The following is an 18,747-nucleotide window of genomic DNA, read 5'->3' on the forward strand; positions in this document are numbered from 1 at the left end:
GGCTATGGTACAATAACTTGAGCGTTGTGAGAGGAGGTAGGGGATGAATCGGTTCATCCGGAATTCTGGTTTTTATTTGATTTTATTTTTAGTCGTGGTGGGCATTGTCCAGTTTGTGAGCAATGGAAATGAATCCGCCGATTTCCCTAGATACGATGAGTTAAGGCAGGAATTGAAAGACAATAATGTGAAGAGTATGACGATTCAGTTTGAAGGCAATGCTTTTGCCGTTACTGGTGAATATAGAGAGCAGCCGTCAGATGCCAAATCGAAAAATTTCTCCACATTTGTTCCTCCTACAGACAAGGCTCTTGATGAGCTTATTGGGGCCAGCGACCTCAACGGTGTAGAGCTGGTTACGAAAAAAATGGAAGGTGACAGCATTTGGCTGACATTCCTTTCTTCCATCATTCCGCTGGTTATTATGTTCATCCTGTTCTTCTTCCTGTTCAATCAGGCACAGGGTGGCGGCGGCAAAGTAATGAATTTCGGCAAGAGCAAGGCCCGGTTATATAATGAAGAGAAGAAGAAAATCAGCTTTGAGGATGTTGCAGGGGCTGATGAAGAGAAGCAAGAGCTGGTGGAAGTCGTGGAATTCCTCAAGGATCCGCGTAAATTCGCAGCTGTTGGCGCGCGTATTCCTAAAGGGGTTCTCCTTGTAGGTCCTCCAGGGACCGGTAAAACCTTGCTGGCCCGCGCAGTTGCCGGTGAAGCAGGCGTTCCGTTCTTCAGTATTTCCGGTTCCGACTTTGTGGAAATGTTCGTGGGTGTCGGTGCTTCCCGTGTACGTGACTTGTTCGAAAATGCCAAGAAGAATGCACCATGTATCATCTTTATTGATGAGATCGATGCAGTGGGTCGTCAGCGCGGCGCCGGACTTGGTGGCGGACATGATGAACGCGAACAGACACTTAACCAATTGCTTGTAGAAATGGACGGTTTCGGCGGCAACGAAGGCATTATTATTGTCGCAGCTACCAACCGTGCAGATATACTTGACCCGGCATTGCTTCGTCCGGGACGTTTCGACCGTCAAATTACAGTTGACCGCCCAGATGTTAAAGGCCGTGAAGCTGTACTTAAAGTTCACTCCCGCAACAAGCCGCTTACGAAAGACGTAAGACTTGATGTTATCGCCAAACGCACTACCGGATTTACCGGTGCCGATCTGGAGAACCTGCTGAATGAAGCGGCTCTGCTCGCTGCACGCCGCAACCGCAAGGATATTACCATGCGTGAGGTAGATGAAGCGATTGACCGTGTAATTGTAGGTACCGAGAAACGCAGCCGCGTGATCAGCGACCGTGAGAAGCGTATTGTAGCTTACCACGAAGCCGGTCATACGATTGTGGGTTACTTCTTGGAGCATGCAGACATGGTTCACAAAGTTACGATTATCCCGCGCGGACGCGCAGGCGGATACGTCATTATGCTTCCTAAAGAAGACCGCATGCTTGTTACGAAGCAGGAATTGCTTGATAAAGTAACCGGACTCCTCGGTGGACGTGTTGCCGAAGAGATGTTCATCGGTGAAATCGGCACAGGCGCATACAGCGACTTCCAACAGGCTACGCGTATTGTCCGCAGCATGATTATGGAATACGGTATGAGTGATAAGCTGGGACCTATGCAGTTCGGTACATCCCAAGGCCAGGTCTTCCTGGGCCGCGATATCGGGCATGAGCAGAACTACAGTGATTCCATCGCTTATGAAATCGACCAGGAGATGCAGAACTTTATCCGTAGCAGCTATGAACGCTGCCGGGAGCTGCTTACCAAGCACTCCAAGGAAATGCACCTCATTGCCAACACCTTGCTTGAGAAAGAAACGCTGGAACTGGATCAGATTAGAGAATTGATCGAGCAAGGCTATCTGACTGAAGACGGTAAACCGGAAGAGACTCCGGGTGTGACACACGAAGCCGGTGAACCCGTTATTGATTCTATTGGTGATGTGCGTGTCCGCATTCAAGGCAAGGACGACACCTCTTCTACAATTCCTGATCTGACCAAGGATATTCCGAATAATCCGGAGTCCGGGGATGGAAATGATTCTAACGACGGCAATAAAGACGGCGGCGGAGGCCTCGTCTAAAGAGCCCCTAAACTGAATGAAGCTACGTAAGCTCGTCCGGAGAACCTTAAAGTTCTCCGGATTTTTTTCGCCTTTAGGCTTCCTACCGTACAGCTTGATCGACTCCCGGTTACATTGACAGAGGGTGGAACCTTGTGTACATTAGTGATTAAATATTAAATAAATGGATAACTATCTATAGCAGAGCTGAGTGGCTGTGCAGATCCGCAAGGAACATATAATCTATTCGAAAGTAGAGCCGGCGTACGCCGTGAAGAAATAAGGGGGAGAATTAACCGTGGAAGCTCTGGCGCTTGAGCGCAAGCAGGAACAAAATCGCGAACTTCGTGTGCGCCTCGAACAGCTGAAAAAAGAACGGAATGCAATCATTTTGGCTCATTATTATCAGCGTGATGAAATTCAGGAGGTTGCCGATTTTCGGGGGGACTCTTTTTTACTCGCTCAAAAAGCAGCGGAGACCGATGCAGAAGTGATCGTCTTCTGCGGTGTTCATTTCATGGGGGAAAGCGCTAAGATTCTGGCGCCTAACAAAACTGTGCTTATTCCTGATGAACGCGCCGGTTGTCCGATGGCCGATATGGTCAATGTGGATGGCTTGCGCAAGCTGAAAGCACAGCATCCAAATGCTAAAGTGGTGACTTATATCAACTCGTCGGCTGAAATTAAAGCAGAGACTGATATTTGCTGTACCTCTGCCAACGCTGTGAAGGTCATCGAATCACTCGATGCGGAAGAAATCATCTGGGTGCCGGATAAGAATCTGGGTCAATACGTCCAGGACCAGACGGGCAAGAAGCTGATTATCTGGGAAGGCTATTGCAACACTCATGATATGCTTACCGTTAAAGATGTAGTGGAAATGAAAGCGAAATATCCGGAAGCCGAGTTTGTGGTGCATCCGGAATGCCGCCCTGAAGTGGTTGCCATGGGCGATTATGTAGGCAGCACCACCTCGATTCTTGAATATTGCCGGAAATCGGACCGCCGGCAGTTCATTGTTGGGACAGAAGACGGTACCGGATACCAGCTCCGCTTGGATAGTCCGGATAAGGAATTCCATTTTGCAACGAAATTTCTAGTATGCCCTAATATGAAGGTCAATAATTTAAAGAAACTGGTCAAATGCCTGGAGACGATGAAGCCGCAGATTTACGTACCGCCTGCTGTCGCCGACAAAGCCAGAACTTCCCTAGAGCGCATGCTACAAGTCCGGTAGCATGCGCTACTCTTTCGTTGAAACAGGTGAAAAGCGGTCATGATTCCACAGTATTTGGTTGATTTCGACCTTCGCGAGCTTCCTACAATAAAGACGGATTGCATTGTTATCGGTTCAGGTATCGCCGGATTGTTCACGGCTATTAAAGCGAGTGAAGACCGGCATGTCATTATGATTACTAAGAAATCGCTGATGGAGAGTAATACAAGATATGCTCAGGGAGGAATTGCCGCTGTAATAGCCGAAGATGACTCTCCGGCATATCACCGGCAGGATACACTAATGGCTGGTGCAGGGCTCTGCTCCTCGGCTGCTGTTGATGTATTGGTGAATGAAGGACCGGGCGGGGTACATGAGCTGATCCGGCTCGGCACCGTATTTGACAAGGAAGATGGCATATTGGCTTTGACTCAAGAAGGAGCACACAGCCACCGCCGGATTCTGCATGCCAACGGGGATGCTACGGGCTTTGAAATTGTGCGTGCACTCTCTGAACAGGTTACTGAACATGACAATATAGAGGTATGGGATGATCATTATGTCATTGATCTCGTTACCGAGGGCGGCGAATGCCTTGGGGCACTGGTACAGCGGCCGGGTGGAGGAAGATTGTTCCTGCAGGCTGATGCAACGATTCTATGCTCCGGGGGGGCGGGACAATTGTACCGCTATACTACTAATCCGGAAGTTGCAACCGGAGACGGCGTAGCCATCGCTTACCGGGCCGGAGCCCATGTGCGCGACATGGAATTTATCCAATTCCATCCAACGGCGCTTAGTTATCCGGGAGCCCCGAGGTTTCTGATCTCGGAAGCGGTACGCGGCGAGGGCGCTGTGCTGCGCAATATCAATGGAGAGCGGTTCATGGAACGATATCACGAGCTGCTGGAACTGGCACCCCGCGATATCGTGGCCCGGGCCATTGTCAATGAGATGGAGCTGACCAAATCAACCTTTGTCTATTTGGATATTACGCATGAATCGGCCTATATGGTCAAACATCGTTTCCCCACGATATATGAGACATGTATGGGCTACGGACTGGATATTACAACGGACTGGATTCCCGTGGCTCCTGCTGCGCATTATATGATGGGGGGCATTAAGACCGATCTCAACGGAGAGAGCAATATCTCCCGTTTATTCGCCTGCGGTGAGGTGTCTTCCACCGGGGTACATGGCGCCAACCGCTTGGCTAGCAATTCTTTGTCTGAGGCCATTGTGTTCGGACGGCGGATTATTGAACGCATTCGCCAGCTTCCTCCGCTCCGGCGGGAGACGATTTCGGCAGGTAGTCAGCAAGGCCGTGTTGAGTCTCCTACACAAGCTATTGTGGAGCGGCGGCTTAAGCTGCAGAAGGTAATGGTCCGTTACGCCGGATTGCGGCGGAATGAAGAGATGTTGTCTAAGGGGCTGGAGGAATTGAAACGGCAGCTGCCGATTTTTGCTTCGGCGCTGACCAAACGTGAGGAGTACGAGTTCGCCAATATGCTGACCTGCTGCCTGCTGATTACGGAATCGGCTTTGGCGCGGGAGGAGAGCCGCGGAGCACATTACCGTGAAGACTATCCGCTGCGGAATGATGCAGAGTGGCAGAAGCATCTGCTCCAGATTCGCGAACTGGGAATAGTGGAGGAATTAAGTGATGATGTTTAATGGATATAATGAAGAGCTGGTACAGGCAATTAAAGGCTGGCTGCAGGAGGATGTCGGTTCCGGGGATATAACGACCCGTACGACGATACCTGCAGGCCATGAGTCCAAGGGTATTATTCACGCCAAAGAGGACGGCATTATCTGCGGAATCCCTGTAGCGGAGCTTGTGTTTGAGATTGTAGATCCGTCGCTTGTGTTCACGGCACTGGTGCAAGAAGGCCAGAGTGTGTCCAAGGGAACGGTCATCGCTGAAGTTGAAGGCAGCACGCATGCGATCCTCACGGGGGAACGGCTGGCACTTAATTTAATGCAGCGGTTGTCCGGCGTGGCTTCACGTACCGCCTCCTTCGTTCAGGAGCTTCATGGCTTGCCGACGCGTCTGGTGGATACGCGCAAGACAACACCCGGTCACCGGATGCTGGAGAAATACGCTGTACGGGTCGGTGGTGGAGCGAATCACCGGTTCGGATTATATGATGCGGTAATGATTAAGGACAACCACATCAAAGGCGCTGGCGGAATCCGTCAGGCTGTAGGACGTGCACGGGCTAATATTCCGCATACAATGACGATTGAAGTAGAGACGGAAAACCTTGAGCAGGTGGAGGAAGCACTTGTTGCCGGAGCCGATATCATCATGCTTGATAATATGTCTCCTGAGCTGATGAAGGAAGCTGTGAGAAGAATTAAGGCCAAATCGCCTCATGTCAAGACTGAAGCATCGGGTAATGTATCTTTGGAAACGGTTCGCCGTATCGCGGAGTCCGGCGTTGATGTAATTTCAGTGGGCCGTCTCACCTATTCTTTCTCCAGTCTGGATATCAGTCTGGATCTGAATGCGAAGAAGGAGGGCCCGCTGTCATGATGCTCGCCGTCGATATCGGCAATACCAATATTGTTCTCGGGGTGTACCGGCAGCGTGAGCTGCTGCACCATTTCAGGCTTAATACTGCACGCCAGTCCACTGTGGATGAGTATGGAGTTCTGATCCATAATCTATTCAGCATGTCGGGACTTTCGGTGAAGGATATCGAAGGGGTTATTATCTCCTCGGTAGTTCCGCCGCTTGTTCAGGTCATCGTGGAGATGTGTGTGAAATATATTGGCAAGGATCCGCTGCTGGTAGGTCCAGGAATCAAGACAGGGCTTAACCTGCGCTATGAGAATCCGCGTGAGGTAGGTGCTGACCGGATTGTTAATGCAGTTGCTGCCATTGAGCAATATAAATGTCCGCTAGTTGTTGTTGATTTCGGAACTGCGACTACCTTCGATTGCATTGACGCAGGTGCCAATTATCTTGGCGGGGCGATTGTGCCGGGACTCGGCATTTCTACGGAGGCTTTATATCAGCGGGCTTCCAAACTTCCGCGGATTGAGCTGGAGAAGCCGAAGAAGGTAATCGGACGGAACACAGTCCACGCTATGCAGGCAGGGATTATTTTCGGCTATGCCGGGCAGGTTGAAGGGATTGTAAGGCGCATTAAGCTGGAAATGAATGCGCCGGTGCTGAAGGTCATCGCTACGGGTGGACTTGCCCCGCTCATTGCCGGTGAAACGGATTGTATTGATGAAGTGAATCCAATGCTGACGCTGGAAGGTTTGCGTATTATTTATGACCGCAACAAATAAAATAAAGAAGCCTTAAAGGGCAGGAGATAGGAGGAGTATGCACCCGATGGATAACAAAAAGGACCGGCTGGTCCGGGGAACGGCGCTGAATGGCAGAGTCAGAGCTTTTGCTGTGCGCACGACAGCGCTGGTTGATGAATTGCGGCGCAGACATGATACGTATCCAACGGCTACAGCCGCACTGGGCCGTACAGTTACCGCTGCAGCCATGATGGGCGCAATGCTCAAAGGTCAGGAGAAACTCGCCGTAATGGTCAAAGGCAATGGACCGATCGGACAGATTACTGCAGAATCAAATGCTTTTGGAGAAGTACGCGGTTATGTGACCAACCCGCATGTTCATCTGCCGAGCAATAGTCTTGGCAAGCTGGATGTCGCAGGCGCCGTGGGTACGGAAGGGTTTATTGATATCAGTAAGGATTTAGGCATGAAGGAGCCTTACCGGGGAAGTGTGCCGATTATTTCCGGTGAGCTCGGAGATGATTTCACGTATTACTTTGCAGTTTCCGAACAAACACCGGCTGCGGTGGGTCTTGGTGTGCTGGTTGAAACCGATAACTCCGTGCGCGTAGCCGGGGGATTTATTGTACAACTGCTTCCAGGGCTTACGGATGAAGAGATCACCGAGATTGAGCGGGCGGTAGGGTCGCTGCCTTCAGTAACCGCTTTACTGGAAGAGGGGCTGGAACCCGAAGAGATGCTCCGTTATCTTTTACCGGATGCAGTGATTATGGATGAGCTGGATATCAAATTTGTCTGCCAATGCTCGCGTGAACGGGTGGAGCAGACACTGGTCAGCTTGGGTGAGAAAGAGCTGGAGCGTTTGATTGAAGAAGATGATCAGGCTGAGGTTGTCTGCCATTTTTGCAACGAGGCCTATGTTTTTAATAAGGATGAATTGCAGGTTATCCTGGATCAAGCGAAATCGTAGGGCTGAGGATGATGACAAGACAGGAGCGCGCGCTGCGCAATGCCGTTATTCTACTGGCTGTCGCGACTTTGATGCTCGGAGGTCTTTTATTCTGGAGTTTGCGGGCGATGTCCATTCTTAAAGGAGAGCCGGCGGACGGCGAGTCCTCGGACATCGCCTCTGCAGGAGGCCAACCGGTAACGGATCAAGCCTGGGTGGATGAACTCAAAAAAAAGTACGGTAATGATGTGCTGCTGGGCATGCTTAATCATATTGTAGTCGACAAAGAAGCCAAGGCTCTTGGTGTTGCTGTGACAGATGTGGAGATTGAGCAGGAATTGAAGCGCAGCATGACCGGTTACGGTTCGGAAGAGCAATACTATGCCCAGATGCAGTCGGAGCTGGGGCTTTCCCGTCAGGAAGTGCGTGAAGAAGCAGTGTATCGCCTGACTCTTCAGGCAGTTGCAACTGCAGGCATTACCATTACTGATGCGGAAATTGATAATTATTTAGAGGAGAATTCCGAGCGGTTCACACCGAGGAAAGAAATGCAGCTCTCGATAATCAAAGTGGCCACCTACAGCGAAGCTGAGCGTGTAATGGACCGGCTGGAGCAAGGAGAGGACTTTGCTGCACTTGCCAAGGAATTATCCATAGATGAGGAAAGCCGGGGACGAGGAGGCAGCATCGGAACCGTGGAAGAGGAGGATCCCTTTTGGCCGGAGGATCTGCTGAAGACGGCAGCGCAACTGGACGAAGGAGATATCGCAGGTCCCCTGCAGACGGGCGATGATTATGCCATTATCCGGCTGGAGAAAATGATTGATCCCAAAAGCCAGGATCAGACGGAAATCCGTGAGCAGGTTCGGCGGGAGCTGGCCCTGGAGCAGGCAGCTCCATTACAGCAGGTGGAGAGTGATTTGCGCGCTAAATATGATACAGCGATATATATTGACAACAGCCTGCAAGATTGATAATATGAAATTAAATGGAAAACCTACTGTTTTAGTCGGAAATAGATAGCGGCAGATCATATTTGACCGCGGAACAGCGCTATAACTTGGTGCTGCGGTGTTGAATCTCCTGGTGCACACCCGGAATTACAAGCTGAAGACTTATATATGTCACAAGTTATGCACCCATATATCATTTATCATTCCAAGGAGGTTTTTACATGGCTAAAGTCGTCAACAGTGTAACAGATTTGATCGGAGGCACACCGCTCGTTCGTCTCAATCGTATTGTTCCTGAAGGATCAGCGGAAATTTATTTGAAGCTGGAATACCAAAACCCGGGCTCCAGCGTTAAAGACCGCATTGCCCTCAGTATTGTAGAAGAGGCTGAGAAGGAAGGTCTTCTGAAACCAGGCGGCACGATTGTAGAAGCAACCAGCGGCAATACAGGTATTGGCCTTGCGCTTGTAGCTGCAGCCAAAGGTTATAAGGCTATTATTGTTATGCCGGAAACGATGAGCCTTGAGCGCCGCAATCTGCTGCGTGCTTACGGCGCAGAGCTGGTACTGACTCCAGGATCGGAAGGTATGAACGGTGCGGTTAAGAAGGCGGAGCAGATCTTAAGCGAGAACCCAAGCTTCTTCCTGGCTGAACAATTCAAGAACAAAGCCAACTTGAAAATCCACCTTGAAACAACCGGCCCGGAAATCGTGGAAGCCATTGAATCCATTGGTGGACCGCTGGATGCTTTCATCGCTGGTGTGGGTACAGGGGGAACTATCTCCGGGGCAGGTGAAGTGTTGAAGGGTCAATATCCTGATGTGAAGATTTATGCGGTAGAACCAGCTGCTTCGCCAATTCTGGCCGGCGGCAAACCGGGACCTCACAAAATTCAGGGGATTGGCGCAAACTTCATTCCTGAAATCCTCAACCAGGACATTTATGATGAGATCATTCACGTAGAGAATGATGAAGCATTTGAAACTGCCCGTCGCGTGGCTAAAGAGGAAGGCGTGTTGTCCGGTATTTCTTCCGGTGCAGCTGTATTCGCGGCTCTTAAAGTGGCTAAAGAACTGGGCGCAGGCAAAAAAGTGGTTGTGATCATCCCAAGTAACGGCGAACGCTATTTGAGCACACCACTGTATAACTTCGAAGCATAATTGCTGACTAAGCAAATAACTAAGAGTCCTCGCATCCGCTAAGACAGGGATAACGAAGGCTCTTTTTTGTGCATGATGAAAGATATAATCCTTCCTGTGCTTCCACAGCAGATGAGGCTGGAGTCAGTTGAAGCAGATTTTTTCAGAAAATCCATGGTTCAGGCTTTTCAAAGCAGCACGAAGTACAGTATACTGACAGGCAATAAACTTTAGATTGCTTAATGCAAGCAGCGCAGCTTCATAGAACTTAAGCGAATGCTTACGAAGCAAGTTTTGTTACGAAGCAAATTGAAGAAGTGCAGGGCTTCACAAAACTTTTAGGAGGATGGCTTTGGAAATCATAACGGCTTGGCAGGATTGGGAGCAGTGGGCACAAGAGGACTGGAGCCTCCTCCCTTTAATTATAAAATCACCGCAGGACAAGGAGGGCTTGCCCTCTTCCTGGATGAAGGCCTGGCAGCTGGCCTCCCCCTATTCAGTGGTGCTGGAGAGCGGGAAAGGCGGACGATACACATACTTGGGGTTGCAGCCCGTTTCAGTACTAAAAGGAAAAGGCGGGGATGCCGAGGTGCTCAGCTTGTCCCCGGAGGCAGCGGGAACGAATGAACCAGTACCGCAAGCTGTGGAGCTGCAGGGAGAGCCGCTGAAAGTGCTGCAAAACTGGATGAGCGGCTTCACTTCGCCCAAACTGCAGGTTGCCGGCCTGCCCCCGTTCCGTGGAGGCTGTGCGGGGTTCCTCAGCTATGATGTAGTCCGCTCTCTGGAGCAGCTCCCTGTGCTTGCCCAGGATGATCCCGAATTTCCGGACTATCTCTTCATGCGGCTGGAAGAGCTGTGGATCTATGATCATCTTGAGAACACGCTCTATTCCATCGTGCATGTGCCGGTTGCTGCGGCCAGCTCGTCTGAGCTTGCCGCTCTGAAGTCACTGTATCAAGACGCAACCGTCCGGGCAGAAGGAATGGTGGAACAGTGGCATCAGATCTGCTCTGCTCCCGGCCTGGAGGAAGACCGCGAAGAGGAACGTGGAATTATCGCTGCTGTTGAATCAAGCGCCGACCTGTCCGGTGAATGGCCAGGCATGACCTCTGCTTTCTCGCCCGGGCAATTCCAGCAGGCTGTGCTTCACGTTCAGGAATACATCCGCCAGGGCGATGTATTCCAGGTCAACCTGTCGCTGCGCAAGGAGGCGCAGCTGAATTCCTCGCCGGAGGATGTGTATGAATGGCTGCGCAAGCTCAACCCGTCCCCGTACATGGGGCTGCTTCGCTCGCCCGGCTTCGCTCTCTCCAGCGCTTCGCCGGAGCTGCTGGTCAAGCTGCACGGGGACAAGGTCAGTGCCCGCCCCATTGCCGGTACCCGGCGCAGGGGCCTGACTCCCGCGGAGGATGCCGCCATGGAGGCGGAGCTGCGCGGGAGCGAGAAGGAGACCGCCGAGCATATTATGCTTGTCGATCTGGAGAGAAACGACATCGGCCGGGTCGCGGCCTATGGATCGGTCAGCGTGCCGGAGCTGCTGACCGTGGAGCGATACTCGCATGTCATGCATCTCGTCTCGCAGGTCGAGGGCAGCATCGCCCCCGGCAAGGATGCTTATGATGTCATGGCCGCCTTGTTCCCCGGCGGTACCATTACCGGTGCACCCAAGGTGCGGACAATGGAAATCATCGAGGAGCTGGAGCCGGTACGGCGTGGTCCATATACTGGATCACTGGGCTGGATTGACTATAACGGTAATATGGAATTAAATATTATTATAAGAACACTGGCAGTGAAGGACGGAGTCGGTTATATTCAGACGGGCGCGGGTATTGTGATTGATTCGGATCCGTACCGCGAATACCGGGAATGCCATAATAAAGCCAAAGCGGTCGTGAAGGCGGTTCTCTGCAGTGAGCATCAGCAGGAATTGCGGACGACCGGCGGCGCCGAAGGGGGAGCAATACAATGATCTTGGTCATCGATAATTATGATTCCTTTACGTACAATCTGGTACAATACCTGGGGGAGCTGGGGGAAGAAGTGAAAGTATTCCGCAACGATGAAATCAGCATTCAGGAGATAGAGGCGCTGGCTCCGGACCATATTTTGATCTCTCCCGGACCTTGTACGCCGAACGAAGCCGGCATCAGTCTGGAAGTGCTGCAGCATTTTAAGGGGATCATACCGATCTTTGGAGTCTGTCTCGGACATCAGGCTATCGGACAGGCCTTTGGCGGCAATGTTATCCGTGCGGAGCGTCTGATGCATGGCAAAACATCGCCGATTCACCATCACGGCACATCCGTATTTGAAGGACTGGAATCTCCCATTACTGCAACCCGGTATCATTCTCTGATTGTAGAGCGTGAGAGTCTGCCGGAATGTCTGGAGATTACAGCCGAGACTGTGGAAGGCGAGATTATGGCGCTGCGCCATAAAGAGTACCCGATTGAAGGCGTGCAGTTCCACCCTGAATCGATCATTACGGATCATGGGCACATCATGCTGCGCAACTTTCTGAAACGGAGAGCCGGGGAAACGGCATGAAATATATAGGGCTCAACAATAGCGTAGTTGAGGCTAAAGACGCCGTGGTCTCCACCTTGGATCACGGTTTTTTATACGGTATGGGCTTGTTTGAAACCTTTCGCACCTATAACGGCGTCCCCTTCCTGCTGCGCCGTCATCTGGACAGACTGGCTGATGGCTGCAGGCAGCTAGGCATTCCATTTGTACCGGATGAAGCGTCCCTGCGGGACTGGATCACACGGGTGATGGACAAAAACGCACTAAAGGATGCCTATATACGGTATACAGTTACAGCCGGGGAAGACATTCTTGGTCTTCCGGCTGGTGACTATAGCCGCCCGAATCATTTGCTCTATATCAAAGAATTGCCGCGCCAGCCAGCCGCTCTCTACAGTGAAGGCAAAGGACTGCAGCTGTTGCAGCTGCGTCGTAATACCCCCGAAGGACCGGTAAGGCTGAAGTCACTCCACTATATGAACAATATACTGGCCAAACGGGAGCTTGCCGGATATGCCTCTGCGGCCGGCGGCACGGAAGGGCTTATGCTGACTGCAGAAGGGAACATTGCTGAGGGAATTGTGAGCAATATTTTTTTTATCTGCAATAAGGTGCTGCACACACCTGAACTGGCCACAGGCATCCTTCCGGGAATTACCCGGGAAATGGTCCTGAAGCTGGCTCCTGCCGCCGGACTCCGCGTGGAAGAGGGATTGTACCGCTGGGAACAGCTTCAGGCTGCCGATGAGGTGTTTCTCACCAATTCGGTGCAGGAGATTGTCCCGGTTACCACACTGTGGCACGGTGATGAGGCGCTGACTGTAGGCACAGGGCGCTGCGGGGCATACACGGGGCAATTGATTACTTTATACAGGGAAAGGATGGGAGAGCCGGTATGAGACCCGTAATCTATAAGCGGACCTACCGCTGGAACAACAGCGAGCTGATCCTTGGTGACCGGACGTTAATTATGGGCATTTTAAATGTAACCCCGGATTCCTTCTCTGATGGCGGACTATGGAATGAACCGGATCAAGCGGTAAGACATGCGCTGCAAATGGCTGCTGAAGGTGCCGATATTATCGATATAGGCGGAGAGTCAACCCGTCCCGGTCATCAACCGGTAAGCCTGGAAGAGGAGCTGGCCCGTGTACTGCCTGTTATTGAGAGCATTCACCGCGCTGCGCCTCAGTTGATATTATCCATAGATACCTATAAGGCGGAGGTGGCACGTCAGGCGATTCGGGCAGGGGCCCATATCATCAACGATATTTGGGGGTGCAAGGCTGATCCTGATATGGCGGCTGTGGCTGCTGAGGCAGACTGTCCGATTATTTTGATGCACAACCGCCACGACCGGAATTATCAGAATTTGGCCGCGGATATGGCAGCTGACCTCAATGGCAGCATCAGCCTGGCGCTCGAAGCCGGTGTGAAGCCGCATAATATCATCCTTGATCCAGGCATTGGCTTTGCCAAGGATTATGCGGAGAATTTGCAGGCGATGATGGTGCTGGATGAACTTACGATGCTGGGTTATCCCATGCTGCTTGCCACTTCCCGCAAAAAATTCATCCGTACCGTGCTGGACCTCCCGTCTGATGATGTGATGGAGGGAACCGCCGCTACCGTTGCATTCGGCATTGCCCAAGGCTGCCAGATTGTGCGGGTGCATGATGTGGCCACGATGAAACGTACCGTACTTATGTGTGATGCGATGCTCTATGCCGCCTCTCCGCGGGTGCATGAATAGATGGCTATTGCTGAACGAACTATTTTGTATTAGAAAGCAGGGATCAGGGTGGATAAAATGAAGCTGCACCGCATGGAGTATTATGGATATCATGGTGTGTTCGAAGAGGAACGCAAGCTTGGACAACGTTACTATATTGACCTGGAGCTGGAGCTTGATCTGCGGGGGGCTGGTCTTCAGGATGATCTGGACCAAACCGTAAATTACGCCGAAGTGCATGGGCTCGTCAAAAAAATTGTCGAAACAAAGTCCTTTAAGCTGATTGAAGCTTTGGCGGAACATATTGCATCCTCAGTACTGGACACTTATACTGTTATCAATGCAGTAACGGTCAAAGTGACTAAGCCGCATCCGCCGTTCGACATTCATTTTCAGGGAGTGACTGTAGAACTGCATAGAACGAGAAAGTGAGACAGGGCCCATGACTATACACTCCACCTCTGAGGGATCAGAGGCTTATATTGCTTTAGGGGCCAATTTGGGTGACCGCGAAGGCACCTTGAAGGAAGCTTTGAACAGGCTGGATCATTATGACGGGATTGAAGTTGTACGCTGCTCTAATGTATATGAGACAGAGCCTGTCGGCTATCTCGACCAGCCGCAGTTTTTGAATATGGCAGCCGCCCTCCGCACCACGCTTGGGCCGGAGAACTTGCTTCATGTGATGCTCGACATTGAAGCGCAGCTAGGCCGGGTTCGTGATATCCGTTATGGCCCGAGAACAGTGGATCTTGATTTATTATGGGTAGAAGGACAGAGCTATGATACGGCAGATTTAACGCTTCCGCATCCCCGGATGCTGGAACGGGCGTTTGTGCTGTTTCCGCTTAGTGACATCGTACTGCCGGATGAGGATTCTTCCGGACTCCGGGGAATCATTACAGCAGCGCTGCAGGATATAGACGGAAAGGAAGGAATGCGCTTGTGGACATCAAACGTATGGGAACGCGGGTCAGAGCATTCCGAAAGCTGAAAGGATACACCCAGCAAGAGTTGGCGGATTCTGTCGGAATTTCACTGGCTGTGCTAGGCGCAGCCGAAAGGGGAAACCGGCATTTGGAAGATAAAATTTTAAATAAAATTGCGGATGTTCTTGAGGTTTCAGTCGAAGAATTGACCAATCCCTCTACTTAGGAAGACGTCCATTCATTAAAAATGGAACTAAAGGAAGTGAAGAATTGTGCTGAAAATTGGCGGCATTGAAATGAAGAACCAGGTCGTTCTGGCTCCTATGGCCGGTGTATGCAATCCAGCGTTCCGGCTGATTGCAAAAGAATTCGGCACCGGCTTGGTATGTGCGGAAATGGTCAGTGACAAAGCTATTCTGCACGGTAATTCTCGTACGCGTGAGATGCTGTTCGTGGATGAACGGGAGAAGCCGCTTAGCCTGCAGATTTTTGGCGGAGACCGTAAGTCGCTCGTTGAGGCGGCCAAAGTTGTGGATAAGGAGACCAATGCCGATATTATCGACATTAATATGGGGTGTCCCGTACCGAAAGTAACAAAATGTGATGCCGGGGCCCGCTGGCTGCTGAATCCGGACAAAATCTATGAGATGGTCTCGGCGGTTGTAGAGGCCGTTGACAAGCCGGTTACCGTAAAAATGCGGATCGGCTGGGACAGCGAGCATATCTTTGTAGAAGAGAACGCCCGCGCAGTGGAACGTGCCGGAGGCCAGGCTGTCAGTGTGCATGGACGTACCCGTGAGCAGCTCTACACCGGCCATGCCGACTGGAAGTATATTAAAATGGCTAAAGAGGCTGTTTCGATCCCTGTCATCGGCAACGGCGATGTTAACACACCTGAGGATGCCCGGGCCATGCTGGATCAGACCGGCTGCGACGGGGTTATGATTGGACGCGGCGCGTTAGGTAATCCATGGATGCTGTACCGGACCATTCAATATTTGAGCACAGGTGAGCTGACGCCTGAACCGGGAGCGGAAGAGAAGATCAAAGTGGCGATTCTTCACATGGACCGTTTGGTGGCCCTTAAAGGCGAGGCGGTAGCGGTTCGTGAAATGCGCAAGCATCTAGCCTGGTATTTAAAAGGTCTTAAGGCTGCTGCCCGCGTAAAGGATGTCATTATGGAAGAAACCAAACGCGATGAAATGGTGCGGATCTTGAATGATTTTGTCGCACAGCTTAAAGATGAAGAAGAACAAGAGGGCCGTAATCCGTCTCTCTCGGCAGTTTAATCACCGTCTCCACTGGCTTTAAGAGATAACACCGGAACATTATATGGGGCGTCATTGACATTTTGTAGCGGTTCCAATATAATTTCACAGTATAAAATCGCCGTTACAGCAAGGGCAATGCAGCATGGAGGGTTCTTATCCCTCTGGATTCGCATATAGTATGGTGTTTTCAATAAATGTATACGACAGGAGAATCGGTTGAGATGAGCGATAAAGAAGTCATCCTTACGCCGGACGGACTTAAGCGTCTGGAAGAAGAACTGGAGACCCTCAAATCCGTGAAACGCCGCGAAGTGGCCGAACGGATTAAAGTGGCGATTGGCTACGGAGATATCAGCGAGAACTCCGAATATGAGGACGCGAAGAATGAACAGGCCTTTATCGAAGGGCGTATTATCACTTTGGAAAAAATGCTCCGCAACGCTCGCATCATCAATAGCGATGAGATCGTTACCGATGTGGTAAGTATCGGGGTTACTGTAAGCGTTGAAGATATGGAATATGGCGATGTGATGGAATACACAATCGTTGGTACAGCCGAATCCGATCCGCTTAACAATAAAATCTCCAATGAAAGCCCGGTAGGCAGAGCTATTATCGGTAAGAAAATCGGCACTGTTGTAGATGTTAGTGTACCTGCAGGAGTCATTCAATATAAAATTCTTGATATCCGAATGAAGTAATCTACAGGCGCTTTGCGCCTGTGAATAGACATGCTGCCCTCGCACAGAGAACTGCACTGCACTGGCAGAAGAAGGAACAGGGCCCGGAAAGCTTCCTTAGGGAAGCTTTTTTCTAAATAAAGAAGAGATATCGCCCGAAAAATATGGCTGAACACATATAGCTTATATTTTGTACTGGAACGGACTGCCCTCAATTATGGAGGTGGAGCCGTTTCTTCTTGTGTATATGACATGAGGCATTAGAGAGGATGAGGAACATGACTGAGGAAATGAATACCGTGGAAACCACGGAAAAAGAGCTTAGTGAGCTGTTGCAGATTCGCCGTGCTAAATTGGACGAGCTGCGGGCACTGGGAATTGACCCGTTTGGCAAAAAATATGACCGCACAGCAGGTGCCGGGGACCTTCTGGCTAAGTATGACGGACAAACAAAAGAGGAATTGGACGAGCTGGCTCTGGAAGTCAGCATTGCCGGTCGGATTATGGCTAAACGTGTCATGGGTAAGGCGAGTTTTGCCCACATTCAGGATCTTAGCGGCAAAATCCAAATTTATGTGCGCCAGGACAGCATCCCTGAGGCACAATACGCAGCCTTTAATGTTCTCGATTTAGGCGATATTATCGGAGTGCGCGGTATCGTGTTCAAAACAAAAACTGGCGAAACCTCTATTAAAGTGTCCAATCTTGAGGTTTTGTCCAAATCTCTGCTGCCGCTGCCTGAGAAGTATCATGGCCTGAAGGATGTTGAGCTGCGCTACCGCCAGCGTTATGTAGATCTGATCATTAACCCTGAAGTACAGCAGACCTTTATTGCCCGTTCGCGGATCATCCAGTCGATGCGCCGTTACCTGGATTCCCTTGGCTACCTTGAGGTTGAAACCCCAACACTTCATGCGATTGCCGGCGGAGCCGCTGCACGTCCGTTCATCACCTACCACAATACGCTGGATATGCAGCTGTATATGCGGATTGCGATTGAACTGCATCTGAAACGTCTGATTGTCGGCGGACTCGAAAAAGTTTATGAGATCGGCCGTGTATACCGCAATGAGGGCATTTCGACGCGTCATAATCCGGAGTTCACCATGATTGAGCTGTATGAGGCTTATGCCGACTACAAGGATATTATGCATTTGACCGAGAGCATGATCGCCCATATCGCCCAGGAGGTTCTTGGCAGCCAGAAGATCAACTATCAAGGCCAGGAAGTGGACCTCTCACCAGGATGGCGCCGTGTGACCATGGTTGACGCCGTTAAGGAAGTAACGGGTGTGGACTTTGGTGTTCAGATGACGGATGAGGAAGCACAAGCTTTGGCTAAGGAGCACCGTGTACCGGTTGAAAAACATATGACCTTCGGCCATATCCTGAATGCCTTCTTTGAGCAGTTTGTTGAGGAAACATTGATTCAGCCTACATTTGTAATGGGTCATCCGGTTGAAATCTCGCCGCTGGCCAAAAAGAACGATCAAGATCCGCGGTTTACCGACCGCTTTGAGCTATTTATCGTCGCACGCGAGCACGCGAATGCCTTTAGTGAGCTGAACGACCCGATTGACCAGCGTCAGCGCTTTGAAGCGCAGATTCAGGAGAAGGAGCAGGGCAATGATGAAGCCCATGAGATGGACGATGACTTCATCCGTGCTCTGGAATATGGTATGCCTCCTACAGGCGGACTGGGAATCGGTGTAGACCGTCTGATCATGCTGCTGACCAATGCTGCTTCAATTCGTGATGTTCTGTTGTTCCCGCATATGCGCAACAAGACTGAATAATTTCAATGTTTTATTTCACAGAGCCAAGGGCCGCTGTATTATACAGCAGTTCCTTGGGCACTGTGGGTTTAGAATTGGTGTAATGGACTACAGGGTATGCGGGAAGCGGTGTATCCAACCTAGTTTAAAATAATGCTTGCAATGCAGAACCATACATGATATATTCTATTTCTGGCCGCGAAACATCAACGCCTGGCTCGGAAAAGAAGTTA

18 protein-coding genes are annotated in these 18,747 nt (G+C 50.9%); all 18 read left to right on the forward strand.

Translation table 11 applies throughout. The features are described from left to right. Positions 1-43: 43 nt before the first annotated feature. The 18 genes from ftsH to lysS all read left to right on the forward strand — a co-directional run bounded on the left by ftsH (position 44) and on the right by lysS (position 18,535). On the forward strand, positions 44-2,095 hold the full coding sequence (gene ftsH, locus NST99_RS00235; RefSeq protein WP_341089042.1) for an ATP-dependent zinc metalloprotease FtsH: 2,052 nt from the start codon (positions 44-46) through the stop codon (positions 2,093-2,095). A gap of 277 nt (positions 2,096-2,372) precedes the next feature. After that, entirely contained in the window at positions 2,373-3,311 is a 939-nt protein-coding gene (gene nadA / locus NST99_RS00240) for a quinolinate synthase NadA (RefSeq protein ID WP_038584425.1), read from the forward strand. A 39-nt stretch (positions 3,312-3,350) separates the two neighbouring features. Continuing rightward, on the forward strand, positions 3,351-4,967 hold the full coding sequence (gene nadB, locus NST99_RS00245) for an L-aspartate oxidase (RefSeq protein WP_341089043.1): 1,617 nt from the start codon (positions 3,351-3,353) through the stop codon (positions 4,965-4,967). Then, positions 4,957-5,832 (forward strand): carboxylating nicotinate-nucleotide diphosphorylase, encoded by an 876-nt coding sequence (gene nadC / locus NST99_RS00250; protein ID WP_038584428.1) that lies wholly within the window; start codon positions 4,957-4,959, stop codon positions 5,830-5,832. The genes nadB and nadC overlap by 11 nt, the downstream gene beginning before the upstream one ends. After that, complete coding sequence (locus NST99_RS00255) at positions 5,829-6,596, forward strand: type III pantothenate kinase (protein ID WP_038584431.1); 768 nt, start codon at positions 5,829-5,831, stop codon at positions 6,594-6,596. The genes nadC and NST99_RS00255 overlap by 4 nt, the downstream gene beginning before the upstream one ends. A gap of 46 nt (positions 6,597-6,642) precedes the next feature. Next, complete coding sequence (hslO, locus tag NST99_RS00260; RefSeq protein WP_341089044.1) at positions 6,643-7,527, forward strand: Hsp33 family molecular chaperone HslO; 885 nt, start codon at positions 6,643-6,645, stop codon at positions 7,525-7,527. A gap of 11 nt (positions 7,528-7,538) precedes the next feature. Continuing rightward, positions 7,539-8,480 (forward strand): peptidyl-prolyl cis-trans isomerase, encoded by a 942-nt coding sequence (locus NST99_RS00265; protein WP_341089045.1) that lies wholly within the window; start codon positions 7,539-7,541, stop codon positions 8,478-8,480. A 200-nt stretch (positions 8,481-8,680) separates the two neighbouring features. After that, complete coding sequence (gene cysK, locus NST99_RS00270; protein ID WP_038584437.1) at positions 8,681-9,619, forward strand: cysteine synthase A; 939 nt, start codon at positions 8,681-8,683, stop codon at positions 9,617-9,619. A 325-nt stretch (positions 9,620-9,944) separates the two neighbouring features. Further along, positions 9,945-11,570: an anthranilate synthase component I family protein gene (locus NST99_RS00275; RefSeq protein WP_341089046.1), complete on the forward strand. Its 1,626-nt coding sequence runs from the start codon at positions 9,945-9,947 to the stop codon at positions 11,568-11,570. Beyond that, the gene (pabA, locus tag NST99_RS00280; RefSeq protein ID WP_341089047.1) at positions 11,567-12,148 is read left to right on the forward strand and encodes an aminodeoxychorismate/anthranilate synthase component II; all 582 of its coding nucleotides are present in this window, start codon (positions 11,567-11,569) and stop codon (positions 12,146-12,148) included. The genes NST99_RS00275 and pabA overlap by 4 nt, the downstream gene beginning before the upstream one ends. Then, positions 12,145-13,026 carry an aminotransferase class IV gene (locus NST99_RS00285; RefSeq protein ID WP_341089049.1) on the forward strand — a complete coding sequence of 294 codons (882 nt, stop codon included), beginning with the start codon at positions 12,145-12,147 and terminating at the stop codon, positions 13,024-13,026. Before pabA ends, NST99_RS00285 begins: the two co-directional genes overlap by 4 nt. Beyond that, entirely contained in the window at positions 13,023-13,880 is an 858-nt protein-coding gene (gene folP / locus NST99_RS00290) for a dihydropteroate synthase (RefSeq protein WP_341089051.1), read from the forward strand. The genes NST99_RS00285 and folP overlap by 4 nt, the downstream gene beginning before the upstream one ends. A gap of 48 nt (positions 13,881-13,928) precedes the next feature. After that, the gene (gene folB, locus NST99_RS00295; RefSeq protein ID WP_341089053.1) at positions 13,929-14,291 is read left to right on the forward strand and encodes a dihydroneopterin aldolase; all 363 of its coding nucleotides are present in this window, start codon (positions 13,929-13,931) and stop codon (positions 14,289-14,291) included. A gap of 10 nt (positions 14,292-14,301) precedes the next feature. Then, on the forward strand, positions 14,302-14,853 hold the full coding sequence (gene folK, locus NST99_RS00300; RefSeq protein WP_341089055.1) for a 2-amino-4-hydroxy-6-hydroxymethyldihydropteridine diphosphokinase: 552 nt from the start codon (positions 14,302-14,304) through the stop codon (positions 14,851-14,853). Next, a complete protein-coding gene (locus tag NST99_RS00305) occupies positions 14,805-15,014 on the forward strand; it encodes a helix-turn-helix transcriptional regulator (RefSeq protein ID WP_445744939.1) in 210 nt (69 codons plus the stop codon). Before folK ends, NST99_RS00305 begins: the two co-directional genes overlap by 49 nt. Positions 15,015-15,060: 46 nt before the next feature. Then, positions 15,061-16,077, forward strand: a complete 1,017-nt coding sequence (gene dusB, locus NST99_RS00310) for a tRNA dihydrouridine synthase DusB (protein WP_341089057.1) — start codon at positions 15,061-15,063, stop codon at positions 16,075-16,077. Positions 16,078-16,280: 203 nt separating this feature from the next. Beyond that, positions 16,281-16,760 (forward strand): transcription elongation factor GreA, encoded by a 480-nt coding sequence (gene greA / locus NST99_RS00315; protein WP_038584463.1) that lies wholly within the window; start codon positions 16,281-16,283, stop codon positions 16,758-16,760. Between the two features lie 257 nt (positions 16,761-17,017). Then, entirely contained in the window at positions 17,018-18,535 is a 1,518-nt protein-coding gene (lysS, locus tag NST99_RS00320; protein WP_341089059.1) for a lysine--tRNA ligase, read from the forward strand. Positions 18,536-18,747 lie beyond the last annotated feature (212 nt).

The sequence above is a fragment of the Paenibacillus sp. FSL L8-0470 genome (genome assembly GCF_038008625.1).
Lineage (GTDB): Bacteria > Bacillota > Bacilli > Paenibacillales > Paenibacillaceae > Paenibacillus_AQ.